The sequence below is a fragment of the Bordetella genomosp. 8 genome, from assembly GCF_002119685.1.
Lineage (GTDB): Bacteria > Pseudomonadota > Gammaproteobacteria > Burkholderiales > Burkholderiaceae_B > Bordetella_C.
The window spans coordinates 2,385,928-2,399,092 of the sequence record NZ_CP021108.1; the positions used below are offsets into that span (position 1 = coordinate 2,385,928).

5 protein-coding genes and 2 pseudogenes are annotated in these 13,165 nt (G+C 70.3%); all 7 read left to right on the forward strand.

All coding sequences use genetic code 11. The features are described from left to right. Positions 1–32: 32 nt before the first annotated feature. Positions 33–257, forward strand: a complete 225-nt coding sequence (locus tag CAL12_RS11025) for an MbtH family protein (protein ID WP_157792958.1) — start codon at positions 33–35, stop codon at positions 255–257. Beyond that, positions 254–994, forward strand: coding sequence for a thioesterase II family protein (locus CAL12_RS11030; RefSeq protein ID WP_232464779.1), 741 nt, complete (start codon positions 254–256; stop codon positions 992–994). Before CAL12_RS11025 ends, CAL12_RS11030 begins: the two co-directional genes overlap by 4 nt. 12 nt (positions 995–1,006) lie before the next feature. Continuing rightward, positions 1,007–1,987 (forward strand): TauD/TfdA family dioxygenase, encoded by a 981-nt coding sequence (locus CAL12_RS11035; RefSeq protein WP_086064515.1) that lies wholly within the window; start codon positions 1,007–1,009, stop codon positions 1,985–1,987. Then, on the forward strand, positions 1,984–6,588 hold the full coding sequence (locus tag CAL12_RS11040; protein WP_086064516.1) for a condensation domain-containing protein: 4,605 nt from the start codon (positions 1,984–1,986) through the stop codon (positions 6,586–6,588). Before CAL12_RS11035 ends, CAL12_RS11040 begins: the two co-directional genes overlap by 4 nt. An 11-nt stretch (positions 6,589–6,599) precedes the next feature. Beyond that, on the forward strand, positions 6,600–9,884 hold the full coding sequence (locus CAL12_RS11045; RefSeq protein WP_198298429.1) for a non-ribosomal peptide synthetase: 3,285 nt from the start codon (positions 6,600–6,602) through the stop codon (positions 9,882–9,884). Continuing rightward, positions 9,881–11,374: pseudogene (locus CAL12_RS28735) on the forward strand (condensation domain-containing protein); the annotation flags it as partial. The gene CAL12_RS11045 and the pseudogene CAL12_RS28735, both read left to right, overlap by 4 nt. Positions 11,375–11,491: 117 nt before the next feature. Then, positions 11,492–13,123: pseudogene (locus tag CAL12_RS28740) on the forward strand (amino acid adenylation domain-containing protein); the annotation flags it as partial. Between the last annotated feature and the right edge of the window lie 42 nt (positions 13,124–13,165).

The window sequence follows — 13,165 nt, forward strand, 5'->3', positions numbered from 1 at the left end:
TTCCCCGACTATCGACACGGACGGAATGAATCATGAGTTGCTTCGATCGTGAAGGCGCAATTCTGCGGGTGCTGGTCAACGACGAGGAACAGTATTCCTTGTGGCCCGATTTCAAGGCCATCCCGGCTGGCTGGCGCGATACCGGCGTACAGGGTGACAAGCAGACATGTCTGGCTTATGTCGAGCAGGTCTGGACCGACATGCGGCCGCTGTCGCTGCGCCGCTTCATGGATGAACACTCGCCGGCGGCGGAATGATGTCGCCGGCGGTTTCCTTGTTGTGCCTGCCTTGCGCGGGCGCCAGCGCTACGATGTACCTGCGCTGGCGCCGCCGGGTCGAGCCCTGGCTGCGCATCGTGCCGGTGGAGCTGCCCGGCCGCGGCGTGCGCATGGACGAACCGTATGCGACGGACGTCGACGCGCTGGCCGCGCGGCTGGTCGATGAACATGCGATGGACATGGCGGGCCCGTACGTGCTGTTCGGCCACAGCATGGGGGCCTTGCTGGCCTATCACATGGCCGCGCGGATTGCGCGGGCTGGGGGCGAAGCGCCGCGCTTGCTGATCGTGTCGGGCAGCCCCGCGCCCGCGCATCGCGATCCCTCGCGCTTCGACGGGATGGATAACGACCAGGCGCTGGTCAACGATCTGCGCAAGCAGGGCGGAACGCCGGATGCCGTGCTGGGCAGCCGCGGGCTGCGCCGCTTCGCGCTGGATACGCTGGCGGCCGACTACGCCATGTGCCGCGCGTACCGGTATGCGCCGGGCCCGCGCCTGGCGGTGCCGCTGCTGGTGCTGGCCGGGCGTGACGACGACATCGCGCCGGATGCCATCGAGGCATGGCGCGAGGAAACGCAGGCCGGCGTACGCCAGGTCTGGTTCGACGGCGGGCATTTCTTCATCAAGCATCGCGAAGAGGAAGTCCTGGCGTTGATGGACCGTTCACTGCGGCCATTGGCGGAACAGGCGCGCCGCGGGTCGGTCGCGCTGGCCTGAAGCGAGCCCATCATGGAACGAGACGAAGGTAAGGGCGTGGCAGGCGCCGAATTGCCGGCGGTATTGTCACCACGGTATGCCGGCCAGTCCCTGCAACAGGCGCTGCCAGAGCTGCGCGCGCATATCGACGCGGCACTGGCGCGTACCGGCGGCGTGCTGATGCGCGGTTTCCAGGTCGAGTCCGTGGATGCGTTCAAGGCGTTCGCGGCGGCTTTCGGCCATCCGCTGCTGTCCTATGAATTCGCGTCGACACCGCGCAGCGCGGTGTCGTCGGGCATCTATACCAGCACCGAATACCCGGCCCACCAGCATATCCCGTTGCACAACGAACAGGCGTATACGCGCGAGTGGCCGATGAAGATCTGGTTCCACTGCGTGAAGGCCGCGCGGTCGGGCGGCGAGACGCCCATCGCCGACAGCCGGGCGATCTACCGGCGCATTGCTCCCGCCATCCGCGAGCGCTTCGCGCAAGGGCTGATTTACGTGCGCAATTTCGGCGAGTTCGACGTGCCGTGGCAGCAGGTGTTCAACACGGACGAGCGCGCGCGCGTCGAAGCGTATTGCATGCGTGCCGGCATCGAGTGGGAGTGGCTGGCGGACGACGGCCTGCGCACGCGCCAGCGCTGCCAGGGCGTGGAGCGCCATCCCCAGACCGGCGAGATGGTCTGGTTCAACCAGGCGCATCTGTTCCATGTGTCGGCGCTGGATCCGGACGTGCGCGAGTCGCTGGAAGACCTGCTGGGCGCGGACCGGATGCCGCGCAATGTGTACCACGCCGACGGGTCGGCCATCGCCGATGGCGTGTTCGACGAAATACGCCAGGCCCTCGCGGCGGAGACGGTGATGTTTCCCTGGCACGAAGGGGATGTGCTGATGCTGGACAACATGCTGGCGGCGCATGCGCGCACGCCGTATCGCGGTGAACGCAAGGTGGTGGTGGCCATGGCCCAGCCGCATGGCACCGCGATGTTCAACGACGCGGCGGCGGCATGAGCGGCGCCATCGCCGATGCCGCCACCATCGATGCCCGGCTGCGCGGCCATGCGAGCACGCGTGGCGATGCCGTCGCGTTGATCGTCGAGGATGGCGGCGGGTCGGTGTCGTTGACGTATGCCGAACTGGACAGGGCCGCGCGCGCGCTGGCGGCAACGCTGAGATCTCGCCTGCCGACGGGCAGCCGCGCATTGCTGATGCTGGATAACGACCAGCATTATGTGGTGGCCTTCTTTGCCTGCCTCTACGCAGGCGTGATCGCCGTGCCGGCGTTCCCGCCCGATCCGGCGCGCGAGCAGGAACTGCGGCGCCTGCGGGTGATGACGCGCGATTGCCAGGCAGGTTGCGTGTTGACGACCACGCAGGTCGCGCGGGAACTGGCCGAAGCGCTGGCCTGGTTCGACGGCGTGCCGCTGCTTGCGGTGGACGCTGTCAATGGGGTGGATGCAACCGATGAGGTCGATGTGCGGGACGCGGCGGCTGCTTGCGGTGTGCCCGATACGCTGCCGCCCGCGGATCCGCGCGATATCGCCTTCCTGCAATACACGTCCGGATCGACCGCGGACCCCAAGGGCGTCATGGTCAGTCACGCCAATCTGATGGCCAATGCATTGGCCATGCACCGGGGCATGGGCACGCGGGAAACTGACGTCTGCGTGTCATGGTTGCCGCTCTATCACGACATGGGCCTGATCGGCGGCGTGCTGGAAGGGCTGTACCTGGGCACGCGCGTGGTGCTGATGTCGCCGAAGTATTTCCTGGAGCGGCCCCTGCGCTGGCTGGAGGCGATCGCGCGCCACCGCGGGAACTTCAGCGGCGGGCCGGACTTCGCGTATCGGCTTTGCGTCGAGCGCATTCGGCCGGAGCAGGTGCGCGGCCTGGACCTGTCGAGCTGGCGGATCGCGTTTTCCGGCGCGGAACCCGTGAATCCCGGCACCCTGGAGGCGTTCGCGCGACTCTGCGCGGAGGCCCGGCTGCCGGCCGCGGCGCTGTATCCCTGCTACGGATTGGCGGAGGCCACGCTGTTCGTGACCGGCGGCGATCACACGAAGCCGCCGGTCTGCACGGTGTTCGACGAGGAAGCGTTGGCGGCGGGGCAGGCGCGCCCGGCCGCGCGGGGCCGGCGGCTGGTGGCCTGCGGGGCGCCGGCGCCTGGCCATCGCGTTGCCATCGTCGATCCCGCGTCGTCGCGGCGCTTGCCCGACGGCATGCAGGGCGAGATCTGGACCAATGGTCCCAGCATTGCCGGTGGCTATTGGGGCAAGGCCGAGGCGACGCAACAATCGCTGGTGGCGCATGAGGGAGCGACGTGGCTGCGCACCGGCGATCTGGGGTTCGTGCACGGCGGCGAACTGTACGTCAATGGCCGTATCAAGGACTTGATCATCGTGCGCGGCCGCAATGTCTATCCGCAGGACATCGAAGCCGTCGTGGAAGCGGAAGTGGCCCAGGCCCGCAAGGGCCGCGTCGCCGCGTTCGCGGTGGACACGCCGGACGGCGAAGGCATCGGCCTGGCGGCGGAGATCGCGCCGCTGCAGCGCAAGCGGCATACGCCCGCTACGCTGGTGCGGGCGTTGGGGCGCGCCGTCGCGCTGGCCTGCGGCGAGCCCTTGGCGGTGGCGGTGCTGCTGGAGCCCGGCACGCTGCCCAAGACGTCCAGCGGCAAGCTGCGGCGCGCGGCCACGCGCGCGGCCTGGCGCAGCGGGACGCTGCATGCCTATGCCATCCACGAGCACGGGCGCTTCGTACTGGGCGAAGCCGGCGAAGCCGCGGCCCTGCCGCCGGCGGCGGGTACGGAAGCCGCGTTGGCGGCGATCTGGTCGGACGCGCTGGGACGGCAAGTCGCGGACAGGCATGCGCGATTCTTCGAGCTGGGCGGCAGTTCGCTGACGGCGGCGAGCGTGGCCGCGGCCATCAGGAGGCGCTGGGGGATCGCCATGGGCGTGCGCGAGGTATTCGCCCATCCCGAGCTGGCGGCGTGCGCGTCGCATATCGAGAGGGCGCGCGCGGCGCGGCCGAATGGTGTTGCTGATCTTCCTGGTGGGCCTGGTGTTCCTGATATGCCTGGTGTGGCTGATGTGGCTGATGTGGCTGGTGTGGCTGGTGTGGCTGGTGTGGTCGGCGTGGCGGACGCGGGACATGCGCGCGCGCTGGCGCCGGTGCAGCGCCGCCTGTGGCTGCTAGACCGCATGGCCGCGACGCCGGCGGCGCGCGCCCGCTACAACCTGGGCGTGGCGTTCCACCTGGACGGCGCCCTGGATGCCGGCCGCGTCGAACGCGCGATCAACGCGATCATTGCGCGCCATGCGGTGCTGCGAACGGCATATCCGGAGGACGATGACGGCGAGCCCCACGCCGCGCCGCTGGCCGCCCCGCGTGTGGACGTGCCGCTCGTGGACTTGTCCGCCGGACCGGATAGCGACGCCGCCGCCACGCGCATCGCGCACGGATACGCGGAAGAACCCTTCGACCTGTCCACCGGCCCCTTGTTGCGGGCCTGCCTGCTGCGCCTGGACGCGCGGCGGCATCTGCTCCTGATGGCCGTGCATCACATCGTGTTCGATGGCTGGTCGGCGGGCATCTTCATCGACGAGTTCCGCGCGCATTACGCGGGCCGCGAACTGGCCCCATTGCCCATGCAGTACGGCGACTACGCCATGCGGGCGTCCCGCGCCGAAGCCGGCGAGCCCTGGAGGGATGCCCTTGCGTACTGGCGGACGACCCTCGCGCATGCCCCCGTGCTGTCCTCTCCCGCGCGGCCGCGCCAGGCACCGGAAGGCGTCATGGAGGCCGCGACGCTGCGGCAGATGATCCCCGGCAGCCTGAGCCGCCGCCTGGCCGACCTGGCGCGGCGCCACGACGCGACGCTGTTCCAGGTACTCATGACGGTCTTCCTGATGGCCATGCATCGCCAGACCGGACAGGACGACATCGTCGTTGGCACGGACGCGGCCGGCCGCGATGATCCCGCGTTGGCGCCGTTGATCGGCTTTTTCGTCAATGTGCTGCCGATCCGGTCCCGTGCGCCACGATCGGCGCCTTTCGAGGAATGGCTGGCGCGCACGCGCGCTACCGTCCTTGACGCGCTGGCGCACCAGGAAGCGCCCTTCGACCGCATCGTCGATGTGGCCGGCGCGTCGCGCGACCGTGGCCGCGGTCCCCTGGTGCAGGTGCTGTTCGTGATGCAGAACACACTGCGCCTGGCCGGGGACCTGAAGGACGTCGTGGTCCGCTCCGCCGCGCTGCCGACCACGCACGCGCGCTTCGACCTGGCCGTATTTGTGCACGAGCACGCGCAGGGGCTGGAGGTCGAATGGACCTATGCCACCGCCCTGTTCGCCGCGCAGGCGGTGGAAGGCATGGCGACGATCTGGGCGGACGTGCTACATCAGGTCGTCGCCGGCGATGGCCGTTCCTGGTCCGTTGCCGATATCCCTTTATTCCAGGAGTCCGCCATGAGCGTCACCACGCCGCCCGCGCCCGCCGAATCGACGACCTCATCCGCCGGCGCGTCCGTCGCGCCGCTGGCTCCCGGTGCGGCCATGCGCGGCAAGCTGGACCGCCTGTCGGCGCGGCGCACGGCGACGGCTGGCGATCGTCCCGCCGCCGCGCCCGCCCGTGCACCGATACGCATGGCACCGCTGTCGCCCGCGCGGCCCTTTCCCTTGGTGATCGAAGCCCTGGACAGCGGCCTGGATCCGATTTCCTGGGCAGCGTCCATGCGCGAACAGCTCGGGGCCCTGCTGAACCGCCACGGCGGCATCCTGTTCCGCAACTTCGCGCTGCGCACCCCGCAGCAGTTCGAAGCCTTCGCCGAAGCGATAGAACCGACGCTCTACGGCGACTACGGCGATCTGCCGAAAAAGGAAGGCGGCCGCAATACCTACCGGTCCACGCCCTATCCGGAAAAGCAGATGATCCTGTACCACAACGAAAGCGCGCACCTGGAGCGCTGGCCGCGCAGGCAGCTGTTCTTCTGCGAGCTGCCTTCACGCGTCGGCGGCGCCACGCCCATTGTGGATTGCCGCGAGATGCTGCACCGCCTGCCGCCGGAAATCGTGCAGGAATTCGAGCAACGGGAACTGCTGTACGTGCGCACCTTCACGGAGCGGCTGGACGTCAGCTGGCAGCGCTTCTTCGGTACGGACGACCGCGACGCGGTGGAATCCACGCTGCGTCGCGCCGGCACGGCGTTCCGTTGGCTGGACGACACCACCTTGCAGACGCGCACGCGCTGCCCGGCCGTGATCACGCATCCCGAGACGGGCGAACGGGTGTTCTTCAACCAGGTCCAGCTGCATCACGTCCATTGCCTGGAGCCGGACGTGCGGGCGGACCTGCTCAGTATCGCGGGCGAGGACCGCATGCCCCGGCAGGTGTATTTCGGCGACGGTGGCGCGATACCGGAATGGATGATGGACGAGATCGGCAGGACCTACGAGGCCTGCGCGGTGCGCTTCGCCTGGGCGCGGGGCGATGTCGTGATGCTGGACAACATGCTGGCCGCGCATGCGCGTGATCCCTACGAAGAGCCGCGCAAGGTCGTGGTGGCGATGGGGGCCATGTTCGATCGCGGCGCGCTGTCGCGCGAGCAGGGTTGAGGCGTATGGACATGCATATGCCGGAAGCGGATCCGCAAGGCTTGGCGTCGGATGTCGATCACCTGCCGCTGAGTCCGGAGCAGCGCGCCATCGTGGCGGCGGGCGAGGCGCGGCGCGCGCGGGTGGCTGTGGTGGAGCTGGCGGGGCGGGTGGACGTGGCGCGGCTTCGCAATGCGCTGGATGAAACGGCCGCGCGCCATGACAGCCTGCGGCACGGCTACGGGCGCGTGGCGGGCTACCGCGGCCCGCGGCTGCTGCCGGAGGCCGGGCAGGGATGGCGCTGGGAGATTCGCGATGGGGCCGAGGATGCCGCGGCATCGCCTGTCGCGACCTGGCTCGCCGCCGCATCGGGACCGCGGGCCGCGCTGTGGCACATCGCCCCGGATCGCGCCGTGCTCGCCGTCGCGGTGCCCGCGCTGGCGGCCGATGGCGCATCGATGCGTATCCTGCTGCGCGACCTGGCGCGTTGCTACGAGGCGCCCGGCGCGGGCGCCGGCGACGAATCGCCTTTTGCCTATACCGAATACATCGCGTGGCGGGGCGAGCTGGACGAGGACGCCGATGCGCCGGCCGCGCGGGCCTACTGGGCGCGGTATCTCGCGCCCCACGCGGACACGGCCGGACCGGCATTGCCCGCTTGCGCCGGGGCGGGGCGGGTGGGTGTCCGGGCCGATGACGCCGGCGAAGCAGCCCTGGCGCCCGTGGACGGCCTGAGCGCGTCGATGGACCTGGACGCGGACCTCGTTTCCGCCCTGCGCGCCGTAGCCGATCGAATGAATGTCACCGTGCCCGTGGTGATGCACGCCGCCTGGTGGAGCGTGCTGGGAAGGCTGGCCGGCGGCTGGCGCTTCCTGGGCGGATGGCAGCACGATTGCCGCCGGGATTACGAGATGCTGGCCGGCGCGGTCGGCGCCTACGAGAAGATCCTGCCCGTAGCCATCGACTGGGAAGGCGGCATGCCGTTCAGCCGCTGCGCCGAACGGCTCGCCGCGACCCTGGCGCGACATGTCGAAGCCCAGGAGTACTGGCCTGTGGATGCGCCCACGACGATGGCGCATCTGGAAGCGGGCTTTCAATATGTCGACGAGCCGGAACCCGGCAATGCCGCGCTGTGGTGGTCGCCGCGTGACATGCCCGGGCCGGCGAGCGGATTCGCGATGGCCTTGCAGGTCGGCATGCGCGCCGCGGATGCGCGGCTGACAGTGGCCTATCACGCGACGCGCTATCCGTCCTGGGCCATGCAGGCGCTGCTGGAGCAATACGCCGCGCTGCTGGGCCATGTGGCGGTCGAACCCGACACGACGATAGCGCGGTTGCGTGTGCTGGACGATGCCGCGCGGCAGGCCCTGCTGGCGCGTCGTGGCGAAGCGCTGGATGCCGGCACGGAAACGCTGCCGCGCCTGATCGCGGACTGGGCGCGCCGCAGTCCGGACGCCATGGCCGTGCGTGACGCCGGGCAGGCATTGACCTACGCGGACCTGGAGCGGCGGGTGGCCTCGGCGGCCCGGGCATTGGACCGCTTGGGCGCGCGGCGCGGCGGCACGGTCGCATTGCGGCTGCCGCGCGATGCCGGCCTGATGGTGGCGATGCTGGCGGCGTGGCGCTGCGGCGCCGCCTATCTGCCCCTGGAGCCGGATTGGCCGGATGCGCGCTGCGCCGCCATCGTGCGCGCGGCCGAGCCGGATTGCGTGCTGGTGGCTGCCGATGATGCGATCGCCGGCGCGGCCGCGTGGGCGCCCGGCTTGCCGGTCGCGTCGCACACGTTGCTGGCCGAAGGGGCCGGCGCGATCGGGCATGCCGACGGCGAGCCGCGTGACACGCTGGCCTTGGACGACATCGCCTATGTGCTGTTCACCTCGGGATCCACCGGTGAACCCAAGGGCGTGCCCATCACGCATGGGCAGCTTCTGAACTACGTGGCTTCCGCCACGCGTGCGATGGACCTGGGTCTGTCGCGCCGCTGGGCGCTTACCGGCACGGTCGCGGCCGATCTGGGCAATACGGCGTTGTTCGGCGCGCTGTGCAACGGTGGCACGCTGGTGGTCGCCAGTCCCGACGACATGCGCGATGGGGCGGCTTTCCACCAGTTCCTGGTGGCGCAGCGCATCGATGGAATCAAGATCGTGCCGTCGCACCTGGAAGCCTTGCTGGACCATGACGACGCCATCGTGCCGGCGCGCGTGGTGCTGGGCGGCGAGGCCGCTTCCGCCGCGCTGGTGCGGCGCATCGCCCGCCTGGCGCCGGACTGCCGGGTCTACAACCATTACGGTCCGACGGAATCGACCGTGGGCGTGATGGTGCACGCGGTGGCGCTGCCGGCCGCGGATATGGGCGTGGGCTGCGCGGACAGTGCCGCCGTGCTGCCGCTGACGCGGGTGCTGGGCAACTGCATCGTGCACGTGCTGGATGCCGACCTGGAGCCGACACCGGTAGGCGGTATCGGCGAGATCTATCTGGGCGGCGCGCAGCTGTGCGCCGGCTATCTCGGCCCGCATGGCGCGACGGCCTTCGTGGAGGACCCGCATCGGCCCGGCGAGCGTCTTTACCGCTCGGGCGATATGGCGTGCGTGCTGCCGGAAGGCGCGATCCGCCTGGCGGGCCGTGCCGATCACCAGGTCAAGATCCGCGGCCATCGCATTGAACCCGCGGAAATCGAGGCGCGCCTGCTCGCCCTGCCCGACGTGCGGCAGGCGGTGGTGCTCGCCACGCCATCGGCTGGTGGCGCGGTGTTGACGGCCTGCGTCGTCGCCACGGTCGAAGCCCCAGCGGGGGCTTCCGACGACGCCGCGCGCATCGCAGCGTGGCGTCGCGCCTTGGCCGATGCATTGCCCGAACCGATGATCCCATCGCACTTCGTGCGGCTTGCCGCCTTTCCGCGCCTGGCCAACGGCAAGGTGGATCGCCAGGCCCTGGCTCCCCTGGCGCGCGATGCGGCGGGGCAGGGCGGCGGCCTTGCCGCCACGCCACGCGATGCGCTGGAAACCGTCGTGGCGCGCCGCATGGCCGAGCTGCTGGATCGCCCGGCCCTGGGCATCGACGATGATTTTTTCTCGATGGGCGGGCATTCGCTGCTCGTCATCAAGCTGGTGACCCGCCTGCGCAAGGCGTTGAAAGTGGCATTGCCGCCCGGCGCGGTGTTCGACCATCCCACCGCGGCCGCGCTGGCCGCGGAACTGCGGCGGTGCGCCGCCGACGCGTCGGCGCTGGAACGCATCGCCGAAGCCCGCGTCGCGCTGGACGACATGAGCCCGCAGGAGCGCGCGGCCCTGGCGAATCGTATCGAGGAGCAAGCATGACGGATAGCCGCCTGGATCTCCTGCGCGCCTTGCTGGCCGACGATGAGGACGACGAGGCCGATGCCGGCGACCTCGCCGGTCCGTCGTCCGCCGGCATCGATGCCTGGGATGACGCGGCGGCCAGTGCGGACGGCTGGAACTCGCAGTCGCTGGCACAGCGGCAGCTGTGGTTCCTGCATCGCTATGCGCCGTCATCGACGGCCTACAACCTGCCGCGCGCCTTCGTGCTGCACGGACCCCTGGACGCCGATGCGCTGCGGCGCGCGTTCGATGCCGTGGTCGGGCGGCACGCCGTCCTGCGTACCCGCTTCGGCGAGATCGATGGCGTGCCGATGCAGCGTGTCGACCCGGCCGCGCGTTGCGAATTGGCATGGCATGACCTGTCCGGCCTGCCCGCCGACGACGCATGGGAAGCGCGCGACGCGCTGCTGGCGTCGCTGGCCGGCCATGTGTTCGACCTGGAAGCCGGCCTGCCGCTGGTGGCCTGCCTGATCCGCATGGATGCGCGGACGCACGTACTGGCGTGGTGCCTGCACCATATCGCTACCGATGCCTGGTCCAATCCGGTCTTCTCGCGCGATCTGGCGCGGGCGTATGCCCAGGCCCTTGTGCGGCCGGGCGAGATCGTCCTGCCCGCGCTGCCGCGCCAATACGCCGATTTCGCGGCCTGGCAGGCGCGCCAGGTGGCACGCGGCGCCTGGGCGGCCAGCGTCGATTATTGGGACAGGCACCTGGGCGACGACGCGCCGCCGCTGGCCCTGCCGGCCGACCATGCGCGGCCGGCGGACCCGGGCTTCGATGGCGCGTCGCATTATTTCGATGTGCCGCCGGACCTGGCGCGGGCCTTGCGCGCCCATTGCGCGTCGACGCGCCGCACGCCGTTCGTCGTGTTGTTCGCCGCCTGGCAGGTATTGCTGGCCCGCTATGCGGGGCAACAGCGTTACGCCATCGGCGTGCCGTCCGCCGCCCGCACCTTGCCGATGTCGCACGACATGGTGGGCTTCTTCGTGCAGACGCAGGTGTTCAAGGCCGATATCGACCCGTGCCTGACGCTGGAGCAGGTCTGCCGCCGCGTGCGCGACGATGCGCGCGCGGCGATGGACCACGCCGACCTGCCGCTGGACCTGCTGTTGGAGCGTCGCCACGCCGCGCGCCAGGCCGGCCGCCAGGCTTTGTTCCAGGTCATGTTCGGGCTGCAGGCCACGGACGGCGCACCGGAACTGGCATTGAAGGATCTCTCCGCCGCACGCATCTCGCTGCCGGAATGCGCCGCGAAATTCGAGCTGTCGCTCGATTTCCTGTTGAACGAAGCGAGCTGGTCCGGCGCGGATGACAGCGCGCGGGCCTTGCGGGGCCGCCTGGAGTACAACACCGCGCTGTTCACCCGCGCCACCGCGCAGCGGCTGGCCGCGCGCTTCCTGGCGGTGTTGGCCGACATGATCGCGCGTCCAACCCTGCGCGTGGCGGACGTCGATATCGTCCTGCCAGAGGAAAAAGGCCTGCTGGAAAGCTGGAGCGGCGGCGGACCCGCGCTGGCGCCGCTGCGGCTTGTCCATGAAGCGTTCGCGGAACAGGCCAGGCGCACGCCCGGCGCCATCGCGCTGGAAATGGGCAGCGCGGCCCTGACCTACGCCGAACTGGACGGGCGCGCCAATGCATGGGCGCACCGGCTGGTCATGCTGGGCGCGGGTCCCGATGTACCAGTGGCCATCATGCTGGAGCGCTCCGTCGAGATGGTGGTCGGCCTGATGGCCATCCTGAAGGCCGGCGCCGCCTATGTGCCCGTGGATCCGGACTATCCGCCGGAACGCCTGGCCTACATGCTGGAAGACTGCGGCAGCCGCCTGTTGCTCCTGCGCGGCGCCGCGCCGACCGGGCTGTCCGTGCCGGACGGCATGATGCCGGTCCACCTGGCGGGCGATGCCGGGCCGTTGCGCGCGGAGCCACCGGCGGTGCGCGTGCATGCCGATAACCTGGCGTACGTCATCTATACCTCGGGTTCGACCGGACGGCCCAAGGGCGCCGGCAACCGGCATGGCGCGCTGGCCAACCGCATCGCCTGGATGCAGCGGCAATACGGCCTGGCGCCGGACGATGCGGTGCTGCAGAAAACCCCGTTCGGCTTCGACGTCTCGGTATGGGAATTCTTCTGGCCGCTGGTGACCGGCGCGCGGCTGGTCATGGCCGCGCCCGGCGACCATCGCGATCCCGCCCGGCTGGCCGCATGCATCGCCAGCCATGGTGTGACGACGCTGCACTTCGTGCCGACCATGCTGCAGGCTTTCCTGGCCGACGGGCAGGGCGGCGCTTGCCGCGGCGTGCGCCGCATCCTGTGCAGTGGCGAGGCGCTGCCCGGCGACGCGCGCGACGCCGTGGCGCGCGACATGCCGTGGGCGTCGCTGCACAATCTGTACGGCCCCACCGAGGCCGCCATCGACGTCACGCACTGGACCTGCGGCGCGGGCGATAGCGGCGCTGTGCCGATCGGCCGGCCTATCGCCGGCCTGCGGACGTGGATACTCGACAGCGACCTGAACCTCGTGCCCCCCGGGGCGCTGGGCGAACTCTATCTGGGCGGCGCCGGGCTGGCGCGCGGCTATGCCGGACGGCCCGGCCTGACGGCGGATCGCTTCGTCGCCGATCCCCATGGGCCGCCGGGGGCACGCCTGTACCGGACGGGCGACCTGGCGAGCTGGCGCGCCGACGGCCAGATCATGTACCAGGGCCGCACGGACCACCAGGTCAAGATACGCGGCCTGCGCGTGGAATTGGGCGAGGTGGAAGCCTGCCTGCTGGCGCAGCCCGGTATATCCGCCGCCGTCGTGGTGGCGCACGCGAAACAGGGCGCGACGCAGCTGGTCGGCTACGTGGCCGGTTCCCCGGATGTCGCCTCGCTCAGGCAGGCGCTTGCCGCGCGCTTGCCGGACTACATGGTGCCAGCGGCCATCATGGTCCTGCCGGGCCTGCCGCTAAACGCCAATGGCAAGATCGATCGCAAGGCGCTGCCGCCGCCGGAGTTCGCGGCGGACGCCGCGTATGAGGCGCCACAAGGCCAGGTGGAGACCCTGCTGGCCGAGGTGTGGTGCGCCGTGCTGGGCACGCGGCGCGTCGGGCGGCAGGACAACTTCTTCGAGCTAGGCGGCGATTCCATCCTGGGCCTGAAGGTGGTCGCCGGCGCACGCAAGAGCGGTTGGCTGATCAGCCCGCGCGATGTCATGGAGCGGCAGACCGTCGCCGAACTGGCCGCGGCGGCACGGCCGGTGCATGCCGCTTCCGTCGGT